Annotated in this window: 14 protein-coding genes; 5 read left to right on the top strand and 9 right to left on the bottom strand. The window is 73.3% G+C overall.

Annotated elements, in window-relative coordinates; genetic code table 11:
* Window positions 1–30: 30 nt before the first annotated feature.
* The 4 genes from AB0K80_RS23535 to AB0K80_RS23520 form a co-directional block, all read right to left on the bottom strand.
* Window positions 31–6,879: an SDR family NAD(P)-dependent oxidoreductase gene (locus tag AB0K80_RS23535; RefSeq protein ID WP_365672695.1), complete on the bottom strand. Its 6,849-nt coding sequence runs from the start codon at window positions 6,877–6,879 to the stop codon at window positions 31–33.
* Between the two features lie 79 nt (window positions 6,880–6,958).
* Window positions 6,959–7,843 carry a thioesterase domain-containing protein gene (locus AB0K80_RS23530; RefSeq protein ID WP_365672693.1) on the bottom strand — a complete coding sequence of 295 codons (885 nt, stop codon included), beginning with the start codon at window positions 7,841–7,843 and terminating at the stop codon, window positions 6,959–6,961.
* Window positions 7,827–8,093, bottom strand: a complete 267-nt coding sequence (locus AB0K80_RS23525; protein WP_365672691.1) for an acyl carrier protein — start codon at window positions 8,091–8,093, stop codon at window positions 7,827–7,829. Before AB0K80_RS23525 ends, AB0K80_RS23530 begins: the two co-directional genes overlap by 17 nt.
* A gap of 346 nt (window positions 8,094–8,439) precedes the next feature.
* Complete coding sequence (locus AB0K80_RS23520) at window positions 8,440–9,345, bottom strand: helix-turn-helix transcriptional regulator (RefSeq protein ID WP_365672687.1); 906 nt, start codon at window positions 9,343–9,345, stop codon at window positions 8,440–8,442.
* Between the two features lie 134 nt (window positions 9,346–9,479).
* On the opposite strand from AB0K80_RS23520, the gene AB0K80_RS23515 reads away from it, so the two are divergent.
* A complete protein-coding gene (locus AB0K80_RS23515; protein WP_365672684.1) occupies window positions 9,480–10,268 on the top strand; it encodes an IclR family transcriptional regulator in 789 nt (262 codons plus the stop codon).
* A 210-nt stretch (window positions 10,269–10,478) separates the two neighbouring features.
* Window positions 10,479–11,072 (top strand): biotin transporter BioY, encoded by a 594-nt coding sequence (locus AB0K80_RS23510; RefSeq protein ID WP_365672682.1) that lies wholly within the window; start codon window positions 10,479–10,481, stop codon window positions 11,070–11,072.
* 12 nt (window positions 11,073–11,084) lie between these two features.
* On the opposite strand, the gene AB0K80_RS23505 is transcribed toward AB0K80_RS23510, so the two are convergent.
* Window positions 11,085–11,885: a VOC family protein gene (locus AB0K80_RS23505; RefSeq protein WP_365672679.1), complete on the bottom strand. Its 801-nt coding sequence runs from the start codon at window positions 11,883–11,885 to the stop codon at window positions 11,085–11,087.
* A gap of 322 nt (window positions 11,886–12,207) precedes the next feature.
* On the opposite strand from AB0K80_RS23505, the gene AB0K80_RS23500 reads away from it, so the two are divergent.
* Window positions 12,208–13,059, top strand: a complete 852-nt coding sequence (locus tag AB0K80_RS23500; protein ID WP_365672677.1) for a sulfurtransferase — start codon at window positions 12,208–12,210, stop codon at window positions 13,057–13,059.
* Between the two features lie 60 nt (window positions 13,060–13,119).
* Here the strand turns inward: AB0K80_RS23500 and sepH are convergent, their stop codons facing one another.
* The 3 genes from sepH to AB0K80_RS23485 form a co-directional block, all read right to left on the bottom strand.
* Window positions 13,120–14,154 (bottom strand): septation protein SepH, encoded by a 1,035-nt coding sequence (gene sepH / locus AB0K80_RS23495; protein WP_365672675.1) that lies wholly within the window; start codon window positions 14,152–14,154, stop codon window positions 13,120–13,122.
* Between the two features lie 382 nt (window positions 14,155–14,536).
* Window positions 14,537–15,856, bottom strand: coding sequence for a D-arabinono-1,4-lactone oxidase (locus tag AB0K80_RS23490; protein WP_365672673.1), 1,320 nt, complete (start codon window positions 15,854–15,856; stop codon window positions 14,537–14,539).
* The gene (locus tag AB0K80_RS23485; protein ID WP_365672672.1) at window positions 15,816–17,054 is read right to left on the bottom strand and encodes an MFS transporter; all 1,239 of its coding nucleotides are present in this window, start codon (window positions 17,052–17,054) and stop codon (window positions 15,816–15,818) included. Before AB0K80_RS23485 ends, AB0K80_RS23490 begins: the two co-directional genes overlap by 41 nt.
* A gap of 147 nt (window positions 17,055–17,201) precedes the next feature.
* Between AB0K80_RS23485 and AB0K80_RS23480 the strand changes: the two genes are divergently transcribed.
* Together AB0K80_RS23480 and AB0K80_RS23475 are read left to right on the top strand one after the other, a co-directional pair.
* Entirely contained in the window at window positions 17,202–18,344 is a 1,143-nt protein-coding gene (locus AB0K80_RS23480; RefSeq protein WP_365672670.1) for a ferrochelatase, read from the top strand.
* A gap of 8 nt (window positions 18,345–18,352) precedes the next feature.
* Entirely contained in the window at window positions 18,353–19,168 is an 816-nt protein-coding gene (locus AB0K80_RS23475; RefSeq protein ID WP_365672668.1) for an inositol monophosphatase family protein, read from the top strand.
* A 71-nt stretch (window positions 19,169–19,239) separates the two neighbouring features.
* Here AB0K80_RS23475 and AB0K80_RS23470 read toward each other — a convergent pair whose 3' ends face one another.
* Window positions 19,240–19,404: a hypothetical protein gene (locus AB0K80_RS23470; RefSeq protein WP_365672666.1), complete on the bottom strand. Its 165-nt coding sequence runs from the start codon at window positions 19,402–19,404 to the stop codon at window positions 19,240–19,242.
* Window positions 19,405–19,834: the final 430 nt, after the last annotated feature.

Raw genomic sequence — 19,834 nt, 5'->3', positions numbered from 1 at the left:
CCTCCGGCACCCGCCGGGCCGGGCGTGGGGTCAGCGGCCGGCGAACTTGACCGCCAGCTGCGGGGTCGAGACCAGGGACACCCCGGCGAACCGGGCCAGCACCCGGCCGTCGGGACCGCACGCCGTGACGGTGAGCGAGGCGCTCGTCCCGTTGGCGGACACCGGCTCCACCACGACGGCGAACGGTTCGCCGTCCGGCAGCGGCTCGTACAGGTCGACCCGGGACACGGCCGTGGGCAGGCAGGCCGTGTCGCGGTAGCGCCGCATCCACACCAGCGCCGCCTGGAGCAGCAGGTCGGCGGTACCGGGCGCGTACCGGCTGCTGCCGAACGCGCCCCCCTGGGGCCGGTGCTCCCGCACCGCGCACTCGATCACCAGGCGCGACTCCTCCGCCCGCAGGATCCGGCGCAGACCGCGCAGGGAGGCGCCGTGGAAGAGCGTGCCGTCGGAGTAGAGGGGGGAGGCGTCCTCGCCGCCGCCGAACGCGGGCAGACCGCTCACCTGCCGGGTCTGCTGCGCGCCGGTGTCGCGGAGCATGACCCGTGCCGCGTAGTGCGGGCGCAGCGAGCCGTCGCCGCTCACCGAGCGGATCGACACATCGGCCTGCGTGCCGTCGGGCGCCGGATCGATGGCGAGCCGGAACCGTCCGTCCAGGCTGCCGTCGAAGACGACGCCCTTGTGGACCACGAAGTCGCGGATCTCGCCGACCGTCCGTCCCGTCACGCGCTCCACGGCACCCGCGACCCAGCCCAGGGCGGCCGCGGCCGGCAGCACCGGTGCGTCGCCGATCACGTGGTCCGCGACGAGCGGGTCCGTCACCAGCTCGCCCAGGTTCCGCTCCAGGACGGCCGGCGCGGGCGCGGCCGGCTCGCGCTCCGACAGCGGGGTGGTCGGGCCGAGGACGGTCACCACGTCACCGGCACGCTCGGGGGCGAACTGCTCGGTGAACAGCTCCGTTCCGGTCCCGGTCGGGATCAGGGTGATGCCGCGCTCCTCGAACACCGTCCTGATCTGCGGCGAGACCATGCCGCTGTCCCAGGCGCCCCAGTTCAGGGCGGTCACGTGGGCCCGCGGGTGGCTGCGCTTGAACGCCGACGCCCAGGCGTTGAGCACCTCGTTGGCCATCGCGTAGTCCGACTGGCCTCGGTTGCCGAAGAACCCGGCGACCGAGGAGAACAGCAGCACGTGCCGCAGCCGCTCGGCGGGCAGCGCCGCGACGACGTTGCGCAGGCCGCCCAGCTTCACCGCGAACACCCGCTCGATCTCCGCGGCCTTCTTGGCGCTGATCAGCTGGTCGGCGAGCACACCCGCGCCGTGCACCAGGCCGGTGACCCGGTCCCGGTACGGGGCGAGCGCGGCGGCCGTCGCCTCGGCGTCGGTGATGTCGACCGCCAGGTACACGGCCTCGCTGCCGGCGGCGCGCAGGTCGGCCAGCGTCCGCCGGACCTCGCGCTCACCGACGACCCCCTGGTACAGCCGCTCCACGCGCTTCGGGGTGGGCTTCTCACCGGCCGACCTCAGGTGCTCGGCGGCGGCGGCCTTCAGGGCGGCCTCGTCGGTCACCCCGCGTGCCCACCCGGGCTCGTCGCCGAGGGGGGTACGGCCGAGCAGCAGCAGACCGGGGCGGTGCGAGGCGGCGAGGGCGGTGACGCACCGGGCGGTGATCCCGCGCGCGCCGCCGGTGACGACGAGCAGGTCCTCGGAGGTGACGGGGACGGGCTCGGTGCCGGCGTCGCCGAGCGGCTTGTCACCGAGGCCCAGCCCGACCCGGCGGGTACCGTCGTACGCCACCTGCACGGGGCCGGAAGCGGCGTCGTGCACCTCGTCCAGCACCAGCGCAGCGGCCTGCTGCGCGGTGAGCGAGGGAGCCAGGTCCACGGCCCGGCAGAACACCTCCGGGGCCTCCACCGCGAGGGTCTTCACCAGACCGCCGAGACCGCCCGCGGGCACGGTGTCCTCGTCGACCCCGTGCAGCCCGAACGCGCCGTCGAGCCGGGTGACGGTGACGAACGCGGCCCGGTGCCCGGTCGCAGCGGCCTTGCTCAACGGGCCGACCAGGTGGCGGGCCACCAGCAGCGCGTGGGAGAGCCGGTGGACCCCTTCGGCCCAGTCCACGCCGTCCGCGTCCGTACGGCCGTGCACGGTCAGGACGAGGTGGACCTGCTCGGCGCGGAAGCCCTCGACCGCCGCGGCCAGTTCGTCCGGGTCCCAGCCGGTGAGGGCGTGACTTGCCGCCGCGTCGACGCGTTCGGGCACGCCGGGCAGCCGCAGCACGTTCACCCGCCAGCCCTCCTCGAGGAGCCGGTCCGCCGCCGCCTTGGCGACCGTGCTCCCGTCGTCCACGACGAGCGCGGTCGCGCCCTGCGGGTACGCCCCCACGGCACGGTCGGGCACCGGCAGCTCCACGAGGACGGCCTGCCCGCGGCCTATACCGGCGGAGTCGGCAGCCCGGCCGTCCGCACCGGGCTCGGCCTCACGCCGTGGCCCGGGCGTGTGCACCGGCTCGGGCTCGGACTCAGGTGCCGCCTCGGCCGCGGCGTCGGCAGGCCCGGCCAGTCCGGCGACGAAGGCGACGATGTCGTCGAGGGTGCGCAGTTCGGCGAGTTGTTCGGGGCCGACCTGGGTGGGGGTGGGGAAGTGTTGCTGAAGGGCGCCCATGATTTCGACGCGTTTGATGGAGTCGATGCCGAGGTCGGCTTCGATGTCCATGTCGGGGTCGAGCATGTCGGCGGGGTAGCCGGTTTTGTCGGCGACGATCTGGAGCAGGGCGCTGCGGACTTGGTCTGCCGAGACGCCGGCTGACTGTGCCTGGGGGGCGGTGTCGGTGGTGTGGGCCGTGGTGTCGGCGAGTTGGGTGACGAAGGTGGCGATGTCGTCGAGGGTGCGCAGTTCGGCGAGTTGTTCGGGGCCGACCTGGGTGGGGGTGGGGAAGTGTTGCTGAAGGGCGCCCATGATTTCGACGCGTTTGATGGAGTCGATGCCGAGGTCGGCTTCGATGTCCATGCCGGGGTCGAGCATGTCGGCGGGGTAGCCGGTCTTGTCCGACACGATCCGGAGCAACACGCTGCGGACCTCGTCCGCCGAGACCCCGGCCGACTGTGCTGTCCCGGCCGCGGGAGCCGCGACGTCTGACGGTGTCGCCGAGGCCAGGGCTTCGGACACCGGCTCCGGGGCCGGGGCCTGCCGGACCGGGGACGGCACACTCACCGGCTCCCCCGCCGGCACGGGGGACGGCAGGGCCATCGGTTCCTCCGGCGGTGCCGTCAGCGCGTCCGGGCCGTCCGGCAGTGCGTTCGGCGCGTCCGGCTCCTCCGGCCGCACGGGCGCCGGGGCGGACGGGGCGGCCGGGGCCACCGCGCCCAGTTCCAGGGCGGCCAGCTCCCGCAGTACCTCGTTGGCCCGCAGATGCGTACGCCCGATGGCGAGCCCGTGCTCCTTGACGGCGGTCACTCCCGGCACGACGGCTTCCGGGCAGCCCTGCTCGGTGGCGCGCTCCAGCAGCCCGACCAGGCGCTGGGCGCTGTCCAGCTGGCCCTTGAGGTACTCGTCGTGCAGAGCCAGGTGGTCGGCGATCAGACCGGACAGGCGGTCGTCGCCGGCCGGCGCGGGCGGGGTCTGTGCGTGTTCCACGGGCTCGCTCTCCCAGAGGTCTGCGGTGAGGGACGGTGCGCCGGGTGCCGTGCCGGGCGCAGGCGCCGCCGCGGGGCTCCGGACGCCGACCGTGGCCGGGACGTCGGCGGAGACGGCGGCGGGCGGGTGGCCGTCGCCGGACAGCGGGGCCGGACCCGAACCGCCAGCGGGAACAGGACCTTCGCCCAGAGCGGCAGCCGCAACCGACCCCCCATCCGCCGCAGCGGCCCCCGAAGCCGAAGCCGGACCCGATGCCGACCCTGGAGCCGATCCCGGCCCCGAAGTTGATGCCGACCCGGAAACCGGCACCGGAGCCGGCGCCGGAACCGGAGCCGCCGACCCACCGGACCCCCCCGACGCCATGACCGGCACCTTCACGCCCTCCGGCGCCACCGCACCCACCCGGTACCCGTTCTCCAGCGCCTCCCGGTACGCCGCCTTCCGCGCGTCCGGCACGTGGTTGATGCCGTTCAGCGGGATCGTCAGGCCCTTCACAGGCTCCACCACCGGCGGCTCGGACACATAGCGGTCCGTGGTCACGAGCGGCAGGCCGAGGACCGCCAGCTGCGCGACCGCCCGCTTGAGCGCCGTGTCCGCGTCGCCGCCGGCCCCCGGGTCGAGCTGGACGGCGAAGTGCTCCCGGTCGCCGAGGATGCGGCGCACCAGCTGGGTGAGCACACCCTTGGGCCCGAACTCGACGAAGGTGCGGAAGCCCGCCGCGTACATCTCCTCGACCCGGTCCGCGAAGTGCACCGGCTGCACGAGCTGGTCGACGAGGACGCGCCGGTTGGCGTCGGCGTCCGCCCCGTACGACGCCCCGGGGCTGTCGGCGTACACCGGGCAGCGCGGCTGCCGTATCTCCGCGGCCGCCACATGGCGGCCGAACTCCTCCACGGCGTGGGCCACGAACGGCGTGTGGAAGGCCGCCGACACCGGCAGCCGCAGCGCGCGGATCCCGGCCGCGCCCGCCGCCTCCACCAGCCGTTCGACCGCGTCGGTGGCGCCGCCGACCACGATCTGGTCGGGCGCGTTGCGGTTGCAGACGACCAGCCCCGGATGGTCGGCGAGCAGCCGCTCGACCCGCTCCTCGGGGGCCGACACGGCGGCCATCGCGCCCGGGTCGAAGCCCGGTCGGGACGGCGGCGGCGCCATCGCCGCGCCCCGGGCCCGCGCCAGCGCGAAGTACGTCTCGTCGTCCACGGCTCCCGCGGCCCACAGCGCGGTCAGCTCGCCGAAGCTGTGCCCGAGGCAGCCGTCCGGCACGAACCCGAGTTCGCGGAGGTAGGCGAACTGGCCGGCGGACAGCGCGCCGATGGCGGGCTGGGCGTACTCGGTGCGGCGCAGCTCGTCCTCCTGCGCCGTGCGGGTCGCCTCGTCGAAGGCCGGTGGCGGGAAGGCGACCCGGGACAGCGGCCGCGCGTGGTCGCCGAAGGCCGCGTTGGCCCGGTCGAAGGCCGCACGCAGCGGCGGCAGGGCGAGCACCGCGGTCCGGCCGAGTTCCACGTACTGGCTGCCCTGCCCGGCGAAGAGCGCGCCCACCTTGCCCACCGGCGCGGCCGCCCGGCGGTAGTAGACGCCCTTCGGGTGGGACCAGGCTTCCTGCCCGGACTTGGCGCGCAGCTCGCCCACGGCGAGCGTGGCCAGCGTCGCGAACTCCTCCTCGGTGCGGGCCACCAGGGCGATGCGGGCGTGCGCCTCGGGCACCGGACCGCCGTCGGGTTCGGCACCGCTCTCCAGCGCGGCCGCCAGCGCCTCGGGGTCGGCGGCGTGCCACAGCCGGACCCGCGCCACGGGGAACATGACCTTCAGGTCGTCGCCGTCGCCGTGCTCCTCCATCACCAGGTGGAAGTTGGTGCCGCCGAACCCGAACGAGGAGACGGCGGCCCGGCGCCGCGGCCGGCGCGGGTGACGGATCCACGGGCGGGTGCGGGCACTGACGTAGAAGGGGCTGTTCTCCCAGTCGACGGCGGGGTTGGGCCGCTCGACGTTGATGGTGGGCGGCAGCAGCCGGTGGTGCAGGGCGAGCGCGAGCTTGATCATGCCGGCCGCGCCTGCCGCCGCCTTGGTGTGGCCGATCTGCGACTTCACGCTGCCGACGGCGGCGAACTGCGTGTCCGGGGTGTCCTTGGTGTACTCCGAGACGACCGCAGTCAGCGCCGACAGCTCGGTCGCCTCGCCCACCGCCGTCCCGGTGCCGTGCGCCTCGAACAGCTCGATCGTGGCGGGGGAGACGTCGGCGTCCTCGTAGGCCCGGCGCAGCGCGGTCATCTGGCCCTCCTTGCGGGGGGCGTAGATGGACTTGAACCGGCCGTCGCTGGAGGAGCCGAGGCCGCGGATCACCGCGTAGATCCGGTTGCCGTCCCGCTCGGCGTCCGACAGCCGGCGTAGCGCCAGCATGCCGATGCCCTCGCCGATCAGCGTGCCGTCGGCGTCCGCGTCGAACGGCCGGATACGGCCGGACTTGGAGAACGCCGGCGTCTTGCTGAAGCACAGGTACATGAAGATCGTGTTCTCGGCGTCGCAGCCGCCCACGATCATCGTGTCCGCGCGCCGCTCCAGCAGTTCGCTGATCCCGGCCTTCACCGCGCCGAGCGAACTCGCGCACGCGGCGTCGATGGTCATGTTGGTGCCGCCCAGGTCCAGCCGGTTGGCGATCCGGCCGGCGACGACGTTGCCGAGCATGCCCGGGAAGGAGTTCTCCTCCCAGGGCGCGAAGGCGAGCTTGAACTTCTCCGCGATCTCCTCGGCGTCCCGCCGGGAGAGCCCGCAGCTGCGCACGACCTCCTTGAGCACCGGTGTCTGCAGCCGGGCGGACAGCGGCTGGGTGAGCTGGTTGGCGCCCGTCACGCCGAGCACGACGCCGGTCCGGGAGGCGTCGTACCACTCCTGGTCGGCGCCGGCGTCGCGGAGCAGGTCGCGGGCGACGACCAGGCTGAGCAGCTGGAGGACGTCCGTGACCTCGATGGTGTTCGGGGGCAGACCGAATTCGAGCGGGTTGAAGGGCACCGTGGGGATGAAGCCGCCCCGCTTGGAGTACGTCTTGTCGGGAGCCGAGGGATCGGGGTCGTAGTGCTCCTCGACGCTCCAGTGCGTCGCGGGGACGTCCTCGATGCAGTCGGCGGCCTCGACGACGTTGGTCCAGAACTCTCTGAGATCACGGGACTTGGGGTACAGGGCCGACAGACCGACGATGGCGATCGGGTCTCGGGCGAGCCGACGATCGAGTTCGGATTGCTGCGAAGCGTTCACGGCAAGGCTCTCTTGATCGGACGGCCGGGCAGGGGACACCCGGGACGGGGGGGAGGGGGAATGAGTGGCCGGGCCGGGCTCAGGCGGGGTGGACCAGCCGGGCGATCACGGCGGCGGAGTCGGGCCGGCTGAGCATGGTGTAGTGGTCACCGGGACAGCGGTGCACGGCCAGGCCGCGGGGGGCGAGCGGGCCCCAGCCGAGCGCCGGGTCGCCCGGGACCAGGCTGCGCTCCGCCTTGACCAGCACCAGCGGGAGCTCGGCCGGGCGTGGGTGGTGGACGGCGGTCAGCCGGTTGTTGCGCAGCAGCCCGTCGACGTACGTCTCGTAGAGCTTGCGCAGTCCGGGCAGCGGGGTGTCCGGGGGCAGGGCGCCGGAGGCGGCGGCCGCGTCCAGCACGGCCGGCAGCCCGTCGTCGACGGAGCACCCGGCCAGCCGCGCGGCGTCGACCGGTACCGGACGGCCCCGCTTGGCGCCGAGGTACATCGCGAACCAGTCGAGGAGCAGAGCGGGTTCGAGCGCCTCGTCGGGCTGCTTGTACCCCTCGGTGGGGGCGATGCTGTCCAGCAGCACCAGCCGCGCGGGGCGCCGCTCGGCCGGCATCAGGTGGGTCATGGCCAGGGCCAGCACCCCGCCGAAGGACCACCCCGCGAAGGCGTGTCCGCCCCCGCCGGAGGGGGCCGGGGCCTCGGCGAGGCTCCCGCCGACCAGGTCGAGCAGGCCCGCGGCCAGCTCCTCGACGGTGGTGGCAGCGCGCCCGCCGGTCCACGCGGCCCGCGCGTAGGCGGGCAGTGCCCCCAGGTCGAGCACGGTCAGGCCGGAGCCCTCCGGAAGGGCCTCGGCGAGGTTCCGGTAGACGTCCGCGGGCAGCGCCCCGGGGTGTACGACGTACACCGTGCGCCCGCCGGGAGCCGCGGTCCGGAAGCTTCTGAGGACGGCGCCGTCCCCGTCACGTCGCGGCCGCACGCTGCGCGCACTCCTCGGCGATGTAGGCCGCCAGGTCCTTCACCGTGGGGTGGTACCACAGGGCGGTGGTGTTCAGCTCGAAGCCGAGCCAGTTCTCCATCTCCCCCGCGAGGATCAGCGCCTCGGTCGAGTCGAGGTCGAGTTCGTCGAAGTACACCTCGGGCGAGACCTCGCCAGGGTCCACGCCCAGCCGGTGGGCGATCTTCTCGATCAGCCAGTCCTGGGCCTGTTGAGCCGTCACTGCAGCCATGGTCTGTCCTTCCCTGCACCGCGTGGGAGAGCGGAGCAGTCCGGTCGGGATCCCGGGGGTGCGGACGACGGACCCACAGGACCCCACTGACGGTGGGCAGCCGACGATGCGTCAGCGCATCGGCAGGGGACGGACCGTGACAGGCCGTCCCGGAGAGAAGGCGCACGACCGCTCGGATCTCCTGGTCGCCACGAGCGGAGTCGTCTTCGGGAGGTGGCCGCCCCGAAGCGCGCGAAAACAGGGTGCACGGCTCACAAACGCGAAGACAACCGGCCTTCCAGTGAGTGGAAAACAAGCGTGTCCGCATGTACGGACAACCCGTGGCCGACCTCGCCGGCCACCGCCCTCACACCACCAGCTCGCCGGTCTGCGCAGCCGTGCGGAAGGCGCCGGGCGACCGGCCGGCCCGCCGGGCGAAGAACTTGCAGAAGTTCGTGGCCTCGGTGAACCCCAGGTGACGGGCGATGGCAGCGACCGGCAGGTCCGTGTGGACGAGCAGCCGGCGGGCCTCCAGCTCCACCCGGGCGTCGATCAGCTCCTTGGGGGGCTGGCCGACGACGGTGCGGCAGGCGCGGGACAGCGTGCGCGCCGTGCACCCCAGGGCCGTGGCGTAGTCCTCCACCAGGCGCGTCGTGCGGAACGAGCGGTCCAGCTCGCGGCGGAACCGCAGGAAGAGGTCGTCCCCGGCGATGGTCCGGGCCGCGGAGGGCACGTCCTGGCCGCCCCCGTGGTGCCAGGAACAGACCTGGTCGATGTGGAGCAGGACCACGGCCAGCAGATGCCTGAGCAGGTCCCCGCCCTGTCCGCGGTCGGGTCCCTCGAACTCGTCCCGGAGCAGGCTGACCACCCGCCGGAACGCGACCAGTTCCACATAGGACAGCTGCCAGTGGCAGGGCCGCAGGACGTCGTCGAGCATCTCCAGACGGCTGTCGAGCCGCGGCGGGAACGTCTCCGTGAACAGGATGAGCGTCGCCTCCATGTCCGGGCGGGGAAGGAAGTGGAGCACCTGGTTGGGCCGCGTCCACGTCACGGTCCCGGGCCGGCAGTGGTAGGTGCGGGAGTCGACCGCCAGGGTTCCGGTGCCCTCCTCGACCAGCATGATCTGGTGGAAGTCGAGCCGGTACGGCGTATCGGGCAGGCCGCCGTAGCGTTCCCGCAGGTCGCTGAGGGTCGTCAGCGTCAGCCCTAATCCGGGTCGGCAGACGGGAACGTACGGGAGCACGCGTATGGGAAGCGATGCAAAATCAACCATGACCGTTCCCGTATCGACCTTTCACTGTTCACACCTTCCGCATCAACATGAGGACGGCCGCCCATCACCAGGCGCGTCCTGGTGCGCGCACCCACGGGTACAACCGGACGTGTAGGTGAAGGGAAGAACACGGGATGACCACCCGCCTCGACCCCCCGGAGCGCTCGGTCCTCGATCGCGCGCTCAGCATTCTGAGTGTCTTCGACGGTCACCACCGCACCCTGACGCTCAGTGAGATCAGCCGGCGCTGCGGCCTCCCCGTCGCGACGGCCCACCGCATCGTGGGCAAGCTGCTGGAATGGGGCGCGCTGGAGCGGACCGCCGAGGGGAAGTACGGCATCGGTCTGTGGCTGTGGAAGACGGGCACCCTCGCCCCGCACTGCTCGTCGCTGGCGCGGACCGCCCACCCGTACCTGGTGCGGCTGCACCGGCAGACCAGCGCCGCCGCGGTCCTGACGATCCGCGACGGCCTGCAGGGCCTGTGCCTGGGGTCCGTCTTCCACGACCCGCACAGATCCCCGACGGTGAGCTCGATGGGAGGCCGGCTGCCCCTGCACGCCACGGCGTCGGGGCTGGTCCTGCTGGCCCACGCGAGCCAGGCGGTGCGCGACGAGGTCTGCGCCGGCCCCCTCGAGCGGCACACCCCGGCCACGATCACGGAAGCCGCGGCGCTGCGGCGCTGCCTCGCCCAGGTCAGGCGTCAGGGATACGCGCTGGGCGAGGGGATGTGCGTCACGACGAGCAGCGCGGTCGCCGCGCCGGTCCGTGACGGGCGCGGGGTGGTCACCGCGGCCGTGGCCGCCGTGGCCTGGGAACGCGACTTCCAGCCGCTGAGGCTGATCCCGGCGGTGCTCGCCACGGCCGAGGCGCTCTCGTGCCATCTGCAGACGTCCGGGCAGCAGGCGGTGCGGGCCGGCGCATAACCGCCGTGCCGACGTCCGGGACCTGGTCGTCGCCGTTTCCCTGCCCACCGTCATCGTCACCCCCCCGAGGCCTCCGGGCCTGCTGGGGCGAGACACCACGGCAGACGGGAACCTGGCCGAATCATATCGAAAGGAATCTCGTTCTTCGAAAGTTCCAAGACTCAACTTCTTTGAACAGCAAGTGACTTGTGCAGACGACGGAGGTCCCCCATGACAACCGCCACCCTCTCCCCGGCTGTTCGCCACGGAGTCCTCGCCGACCGCCTGCCGGGATCGGCGCTCGTGCGCGACACCGCTCTCATCGCCGGCGGCGCCGCTCTGACCGGTCTCGCCGCCCAGATCTCCGTGCCCACTCCGCTCAGTCCCGTGCCCTTCACCCTCCAGACCCTCGCCGTCCTGCTGACCGGGGCGGCACTGGGCACCGTGCGCGGGGCGGCGGCCATGCTGCTGTATCTGGCAGCGGGCGCCGCCGGCGTGCCCTGGTTCGCCGGCCAGGGCCACGGCCTCGGCGGCCCTGGCTTCGGCTACCTGGTGGGTTTCGTCCTCGCCGCCGCCCTCGTCGGCGAGCTGGCCCGCCGCGGCAACGACCGCGGGACGCTGAGCACCATCGGCCTGATGGCCCTCGGCAACGCCGTGATCTACGCCGCCGGTGCCACCTGGCTGGCCGTGGACCTCCACCTGAGCGCCGAGCAGGCCGTCGCCACCGGCGTGACACCGTTCCTGGTGACGGACGCGCTCAAGATCGCTGCCGCGGCCGGGGTGCTGCCGCTTGCCTGGCGGTGTGCCGGCGCCACGCGGCGCTGAGCCGGCAGCCGGTCAGCGCGGGCTCACCAGGGCGAAGTGCGCCCCCTCCGGGTCCGCCACCGTCGCCACCCGGCCGCGGGAGCTGTCGCGCGGCGGCCCGAGGACCTGACCGCCCAGGTGCACCACATGCTCCACGGCGTCGTCGGTGTCGGCGACCTGGAAGTACGTCATCCAGTGCGGGCCCCGGTCACGCGGCAGGGAGCCTCCCCTGCCGTGGATGCCGGCGACGGGCCGGCCGTCGAGGTGCAGGGTCACGTAGTCGAGGTCCGTGGAGACGGCCGGCTCCCGCTCGTAACCGAACACCGCCGAGTAGAACTTGGCGACGGTCTCCGACTCGAACGTCATCAGCTCGTTCCAGGCGGGCGTGCCGGGCACGCCCGCGACGGAGGTCCCGAGGTGGGCGGCGGCCTGCCAGATGCCGAACACGGCGCCCGACGGGTCGGAGCCGAGCGCCAGCCGGCCGGCGTCGGCCGCGTCCAGCGGGCCCACCCCGATGGTGCCGCCGCACAGCCGGACCGTTTCCGCCGTCACATCCACGTCCCTGGAGGCGAAGTAGGGGGTCCAGGCGATGGGCAGGTGCCGGTCCGGCGTCAGCCGGCCGATGCCGGCCACCTCACGCCCGTCGAGCAGGGCGCGCAGGTACGGACCGAGATGCTGGGGGCCCGGCTGGAACTCCCAGCCGAACAGCGCTCCGTAGAACTCCTGGGTCGCGGCAGGCCCGTGCACCATCAGGCTCACCCAGCAGGGCGTGCCGGGCACGTGCCGGGCCCGCGCGTCGCCGTTCGGGACGGCGGGCCCCCGTGCGTCGGTCATCGTCACTCTCTTCTCGGCCTCGCGGTGGCCGTGCTCTTCCCGGCCCTCGCGTGGGCCGCGTCGCGTCCGCTGCGGACCCGTGCCGCCTGCTCGCACCAGCTGTGGCGCCGCCCGCACGTGACAAGGCACGCCCCGCGTGGCGGCCCTGCCCGGAGAATGCCCGATGCGGGGCTCCGTGTCCGCTTCGGCACGCTTGCCGGGATGTGTCGATCAGCTGTACAGCATGTGCCCGGCCCATTACCGGCCGTGAGGGCGCTGTCCGGCCGAGCAGAGTAGCCGGACCGGGCCGTCCCGGCCACCCCGCTGCGCGAGGATGGGGGCCATGAACGCCATCATCTCCGCAACCGACCTCGCGAGCGCTCTGGCGGGCGAGAACCCGCCCGTCCTGCTCGACGTCCGCTGGCAGCTCAGCGCGGCCAGGGCGGCCGGCGAGCCGCCCTTCGACGGGCGGGCCGCGTACCGGGCCGGGCACCTTCCCGGCGCCGTCTACATCGACCTGGACAGCGAGTTGGCCTCCGCGCCGGGCCCGGCCGGCCGGCACCCGCTGCCCGACCTCGGGCGGTTCGGCGCCGCGATGCGCCGGGCGGGCGTGTCGCCCCGGCGTCCCGTGGTCGTCTACGACGGGGGCCAGGGCTGGGCGGCCGCCCGTGCCTGGTGGCTGCTGACCTGGACGGGTCACCCGGACGTGCGGGTCCTGGACGGCGGGTTGCCGGCCTGGCGGGGGCCGCTGTCGGTGGAGGTGCCCACGCCCGCCGAGGGCGACTTCGAGCCGGTGCCCGGACAGTCGGGGCTGCTCGACGCGGACGGTGCGGCGGCGCTGGCGCGCTCGGGCGTGCTGCTGGACGCGCGGGCCGGGGAGCGGTACCGCGGCGAGGTGGAGCCGATCGACCCGGTGGGCGGGCACATCCCCGGAGCGGTGTCGGCCCCCACGCACGAGAACGTCGGCGCGGACGGGCGTTTCCTGCCCGCGGAGGAACTGCGGGCCCGCTTCAAGGGCCTCGGGGTGTCCGAGGAGGCGCGGGTCGGGGTGTACTGCGGGTCGGGCGTCTCGGCTGCGCACGAGGTCCTGGCGCTCGCGGTGGCGGGAATTCCGGCGGCCCTGTACGTGGGGTCGTGGTCGGAGTGGGTGGCGGATCCCGGGCGGCCGGTGGCCGTGGGGCCGGACCCCCAGTAGCGCGGCAGGGGCCTCACCAGCCGGTGAGGCCCCCGCACCACGACACAGCCGTACGGGCGGCTACTCCTGCTTCTTCCGCCGGGTGCCGAAGACGATCTCGTCCCAGCTGGGCACGGCCGCACGGCGGCCCGGACGGACGCCGTCGGCCTCCGCCTGCCGGTCGGTCGCGCCGATGAGGCGGTCGCGGTGGCTGCCGACGGAGCGCGGCATGAGGACGTCCGCGTAGGCGGAACCCGCCGACGCCGCGGGCGCCGGGGGCTCCTCCGCCTCGGGCTCGGTTTCGTCCGGCTCCTCGGCGGACTCCGCCGGGCGCTCCGGCACCACCAGGTCGCCCCGGAAGCTGGGCACCGCCTCCAGCAGACTGGTCAGCGAGTCCCGTTCGCTCGCGCTCTCCTCGGCCGGCTCCGAGGCCGGCGCGGGCAGGCTCGGCCGGTCCCGGTCGGCGGAACGGTCCAGCGGACGGTCGCGCGGCAGCCGGGCGATGCGCGGCACGAATGGGAAGCTGGGCTCGGGCGCGCCGAGGTCGTCGGACTCGCCGATCAGCGAGCGCGCCTCGTCGTCGACGGCCTGGACGAGCCGCCGGGGCGGGTCGTACGTCCAGCTCGCCGAGTGCGGTTCGCCCGCGACCCGGTAGACCAGCAGGACCTCCCAGGTGCCGTCGTCGCGGCGCCAGGAGTCCCACTGGACGGTGTCCTTCTCCGCGCCGCGCAGCAGCAGCCGTTCCTGCACGGCCTCGCCCAGCGGTGGCCCGGAGTTCTCCCCGGGGCGGCGCACGGGGGTCTTGCGGGCCCGCTCGGCCATGAAGGCGCGCTCGGCGAGCACGGGACCCTCGAAGCGCCGTACGCGGTCGACGGGGATGCCGGCCAGCTGCGCGACCTCTTCCGCGGTCGCGCCTGCTCGTATACGCGCCTGGATGTCGCGGGGGCGGAGATGGCTCTCCACCTCGATCTCGATCTGGCCGAGGCGGGGACGGTCGCCGCGCACGGCGGCGCGCAGGCGTTCGTCGATCGGCAGCGTGTACTCCGTGCTGTCCGCAGCCTTCAGCACCAGCCGTGTGCCGTCATTCGAGACGGCCACGACACGCAGTTCGGGCATGGGGACCTCCCGGGTGGTGCCTGCCGACGTCACGTGCGTCGCTGCTTCCGCTAGTCGAGTGTGGCCTGCCCGGGTGCAGCCTGCCACAACCTTGCCGAGTTGCCCGGCGTGTCGGGCGTGGGCCCTGGATCGCCGTTATGGCACGGTTACCTATTCGCAACGCTAAGTGACCAACTCCGTCACCCTGTGCAACTAGCCCCCTCCCGGCGGTCCTTCAAGGCCCCGTACACCCTGGCGGGAGACCGGACCCAGGGCTCGCAACAGTACTCCATTCGGGCCATGTGCGTGGATCGGCACGCCGCCGGACTTCTGGCAAGAGGCGGGACTCGGCCGCCTCCTGCCCTCGTTCACCGATCTTGAACGTGGGGAACTTCACGCGCCGCTACGCCCCGAGAACCCTGCGCAGGTAGTCGTTCTGGAACCGCCGGTCCGGGTCGAGGCGGTCCCGCAGGGCGGTGAACTCGCCGAAACGGGGATAGACCCGGGAGAAGTACTCGGCGTCCCGGGTGTGCACCTTGCCCCAGTGCGGCCGCCCCTCGTGCGCCGTGAAGATGCGCTCGGCGGCGGTGAAGTACCGCTGATAGGGCGTACCCCGGAACATGTGCACGGCGATGTACGCGCTGTCGCGGCCCGACGCCGTGGAGAGCGTGATGTCGTCGGCCGGGGCGGTGCGCACCTCCACCGGGAAGCTGACGCGCAGGTCCGACCGGTCGACCATGGCCTTGAGTTCGCGCAGCGTGTCGACGACGGCCTCGCGCGCAACGGCGTACTCCATCTCCACGAACCGCACCCGGCGCGGCGAGGTGAAGACCTTGTACGGAATGTCCGTGTAGGTGCGGGCGGACAGGGCCTTGCTGGAGATCTGCGCGATGCCGGGGATGGTGGCGGGCACCGCCCGGCCCACCCAGTTGGCCACCTGGAAGACGCCGTTGGAGAGGAACTCGTCCTCGAACCAGCCCTTGAGCTGCGGCACCGGCTGCTCCGGGCCCAGGCTGCGGTTGTTCCGCTTGGTGTTGGTGTTGCCGGTGTGCGGGAACCAGTAGAACTCGAAGTGCTCGTTCTCGGCCCAGAGTTCGTCGAAGTCGGCGAGGACCCTCTCCAGCGGCATGGGCTCCTCGCGGGCCGTCAGCAGGAAGATCGGCTCCACGGCGAACGTGATCGCGGTGACGATGCCGAGCGCGCCGAGGCCGATCCGGGCCGCCGCGAAGACGTCCGGGTTCTCCTTCTCCGAGCAGGTCAGGACCGAACCGTCGGCGGTGACCAGCTCCAGGGCCGTGATCTGGGCGGCGATCGAGGCCGACTCGCGGCCCGTGCCGTGCGTGCCGGTACTGGTGGCCCCGGAGACCGTCTGCTCCATGATGTCGCCCATGTTGGTCAGCGACAGGCCCTCCCGCGCGAGGGCCACGTTGAGCCTCTTCAGCGGGGTGCCGGCCTCGACCGTGACGGTCATGTTCTCGCGGTCGATACTGCGGATGCCCGTCAGCAGCTGAGGGCGTACCAGCAGCCCGTCGGTGGCCGCGATGGACGTGAAGGAGTGGCCGGTGCCGACCGCCTTCACCCTCAGGCCGTCCTCGGCCGCCTTGCGCACCGCCTCGGCCAGTTCGTCGACGGAGGCGGGAGTGACCTGCCGCGCGGGACGCGCGCGGACGTTGCCGCCCCAGTTACGCCATGTGCCGTTGTTCCCGCTCGCTGTGCTGCCCAACGGAGCCTCCCCGACCCGGAGCCGGCCGCTTGAGCCGGCGGTACCCGAGGAAACCCACCGCGACCGCGACGGCCCCGGCGACCGCCGGAACCCCGTACCCGGCGCGCGCCCCGGCCGCGTCGATGACCCAGCCGGCCACAGCGGAGCCGAGCGCCACCCCGATGGCGAGCCCGGTGCTCACCCAGGTCATGCCCTCGGTCAACTGCGCGCGCGGTACGTGCTCTTCGATGAGGGACATGGTCGTGATCATCGTAGGAGCGATGGACAGACCCGCAACGAACAGCGCCACGGCCAGGAACGGCAAGTTTCCGACCAGTAGGAGGGGGATCATACTCACGGCCATCGCACATACGCCCAGAAGCCAGCGACGTTCCGGTGCCCCGGCGAAGCGCAGCAGCCCGAACACGGCTCCGGCCACGCAGGATCCCGCCGCGTACAGGGCGAGCACCACACTCGCGGCGGCCTTGTGCCCGCGCTCCTCGGCGAAGGCCACCGTGACCACGTCCACGGCTCCGAAGATCGCCCCGGTCGCCACGAAGGTCAGCACCAGAACCCGCAGGCCACGGGAGCGCAGCGCGCTGCTCCCGCCGCTGCTCCCGCGCGGGTGCGGCTCGGGCTCGGTGGCGCGCTGCGCGGTCAGCCAGAACACCCCGGCCGCCAGGAAGCACGCCGCCAGCAGCGGACCGGCCTCCGGGAACCAGGCGGTGGACAGGCCGATGGAGATGATCGGCCCGACGATGAAGCACACCTCGTCCACCACGGACTCGAAGGAGTACGCGGTGTGCAGCTGCGGCGTGCCCCGGTACAGGGCCGCCCAGCGGGCCCGGATCATCGCCCCGACGCTCGGCACGCAGCCGATGCCCACGCAGCACACGAACAGCACCCAGTCCGGCCACCCGTAGTGCGCGGCGAGCAGCAGCCCGGCCGCGGCGGCGAGCGACAGCAGGGTCGCCGGGCGCAGCACCCGCCGCTGCCCGTACTGGTCCACCAGCCGGGAGACCTGCGGGCCGGCCACCGCCGCGGACAGCGCGATGGTGGCCGACAGCGCGCCGGCCAGCCCGTACCGGCCGGTGAGCTGGGAGATCATCGTGACGACGCCGATGCCCATCATCGACAGCGGCATCCGGCCGAGGAAACCGGCGGCCGAGAAACCCTTGGTGCCGGGGACGGCGAACAGGGCGCGGTAAGGGCTGGGCAACGGGTCTCCCGAACGGCTGAGTAAGGCGTGAACGCCGGACATACAGCTTACGTGCCGCCCCCTGCGGCGCACCACTGGATCCGGCTGTGACTCCGCTCGTCACCGGGCCGTTTCCCGGCTGTCGGCGCCGGGTGGCAGGATCGAGCCATGCCAGACGTGCTCGATGCCACCCCCCAGGACGCCACCCCCTACGACGCCCTCCTGCTGCTCTCGTTCGGCGGCCCGGAGGGCCCGGACGACGTGATCCCGTTCCTGGAGAACGTCACGCGCGGGCGCGGCATCCCGAAGGAACGCCTGAAGGAAGTGGGGGAGCACTACTTCCTGTTCGGCGGGGTCAGCCCCATCAACGACCAGAACCGCGCCCTGCTGGACGCCCTGCGCAAGGACTTCGCCGAGCACGGCCTCGACCTGCCGGTCTACTGGGGCAACCGCAACTGGGCCCCGTACCTGACCGACACCCTGCGCGACATGGTCCGCGACGGCCGCCGCCGCATCCTGGTGCTCGCCACCAGCGCCTACGCCTCGTACTCGGGCTGCCGCCAGTACCGCGAGAACCTCGCCGACGCGCTCGCGACCCTGGAGCAGGAGGGCCTTGAGCTGCCGAAGGTCGACAAGCTGCGGCACTACTTCAACCACCCGGGCTTCCTGGAGCCCATGATCGACGGGGTGGTCCGGGCCCTCGCCGAGCTCCCCGAGGACGCCCGGGACGGCGCCCACCTCGCCTTCTCGACCCACTCGATCCCGACCGCCGCCGCCGACACCTCCGGCCCGGCCGGCGAGCACGGCGACGGCGGCGCGTACGTCAGGCAGCACCTGGACGTGGCGCGGGTGATCGCCGACGCGGTACGCGAGCGCACCGGTGTCGACCACCCCTGGCAGCTCGTCTACCAGTCCCGCTCCGGCGCCCCGCACATCCCGTGGCTGGAGCCGGACATCTGCGACCACCTCGAGGAGCGGCACGCCGCCGGCGTCCCGGCCGTGGTGATCGCGCCCATCGGCTTCGTCTCCGACCACATGGAGGTCCTGTACGACCTCGACACGGAGGCCAAGGCAAAGGCCCAGGCGCTGGGCCTGCCGATGCGCCGCTCGGCCACCGTGGGCGCCGACCCCAGGTTCGCCGCGGCCGTCCGCGAGCTGGTGCTGGAGCGTGCCGCGGCGGAGCGCGGGCAGCAGGTGACACCGTGCGCCCTGGGCGCCCTGGGCCCGAGCCACCACCTCTGCCCGGCCGGCTGCTGCCCGGCCCGCGCCCCGCGGCCCGCCGCCGCGGGCGCCGACAGCCCCTACGCGTGAGGAGCGCCGTGACCGACCCCCTCCACTCGGACCTGCTCGAGCTCGCCCGTGAGGCGGCCCGCCGCGCGGGCGAGCTGCTGCGGGACGGCCGCCCGGCCGACCTCGAGGTCGCCGCGACCAAGTCCAGCCCCATCGACGTCGTCACCGAGATGGACATCGCGGCGGAGAAGCTGATCACCGGCCTGATCGCCGAGCACCGCCCGGACGACGGCTTCCTCGGCGAGGAGGGCGCCGCCACCGAGGGCTCCAGCGGCGTCCGCTGGGTCATCGACCCGCTCGACGGCACCGTCAACTACCTGTACGGGCTGCCCACCTGGGCCGTCTCCATCGCCGCCGAGCAGGACGGCGAGACCGTCGTGGCCGTCGTCGCGGCTCCGCTGCGCGGCGAGACCTACCACGCGGTGCGCGGGGGCGGCGCCTGGGCCACCGGGGCGTGGGACGGCGAGCGCAGGCTGTCCTGCCGCCCCGCCGCGCCGCTGGACCAGGCGCTGGTCTCCACCGGCTTCAACTACGTCACCGAGGTGCGTGCCCACCAGGCGGAGGTCGCCCACCGGCTGATCCCGCTGGTGCGGGACATCCGGCGCGGCGGTTCGGCCGCGGTCGACCTGTGCGACCTGGCCGCGGGCCGCCTCGACGGCTACTACGAGCGCGGCCTGCACCCCTGGGACTACGCGGCGGGCGACCTGATCGCCCGGGAGGCGGGCGCGCTGACCGGTGGACGCCCCACACAGCGCCCCTCACGCGACCTGACGGTCGCGGGCACCCCGGGCGTCTTCGAGCCCCTCCAAAGGCTCCTGGAGGACTTCGGAGCGTGGCACGACTGACGAAGCCGCGAAAAGCGGGCCCCGGCGCTTGATTCGCCGGGGCCCGCTTCCCACGAGCTGATCAGACGCTGTTACGCGGTGACCTCCACACCGTGCTCGGCGGCGAGGCGGCGCAGGTCGTCGAGTTCGCCCTGCTCCACCTCGACGAGGAACTCGTCGCCCTCGTCGCGAGCCCGGGACAGATCGGACTCGGTCGCCCTTATGCGCTGCAGAAGTCCTGCGGTGAATGCGTCCATGCTGCGCCCCCTCGTCCTGGGTCGTGGGTCGATGGCACGGGGGTGTGCCGTGTGAAGGGACGATCACGTCTCCGGTGGATGCCCAGCGCCGCTCGGCCGGGCGGCGACGGTGCCGGACACCCACGCCCGCTCTGCGGAAGCGGACCGCGGCCGCACCGCATGGTGGTGCGGTACAAGCAGAGCGTGATCGCGGGGTGTAAAGCCGTCCTCCCCCCGCTCCCTTTCGCGGAAACCTCAACCGCTCGAGAAAATCTCCTATTCCCCGGTTCCGCCCCCCACCGCCACCGCGCGGACCCCGACAGGTCACCCACCGCTCACCGCCTTACTGCCGACTTATGGCTGAAAAGGGCAGGATGGAGGTCAACACACCCACGCACACCCCTGCTCGCGCACGCGCCGCAAGCGCTACGCGGGTGGACTTGAGGAAGGA

Source organism: Streptomyces sp. NPDC052682 (genome assembly GCF_040678435.1).
GTDB lineage: Bacteria > Actinomycetota > Actinomycetes > Streptomycetales > Streptomycetaceae > Streptomyces.
This window is presented reverse-complemented; position numbering and strand designations above follow the sequence as displayed.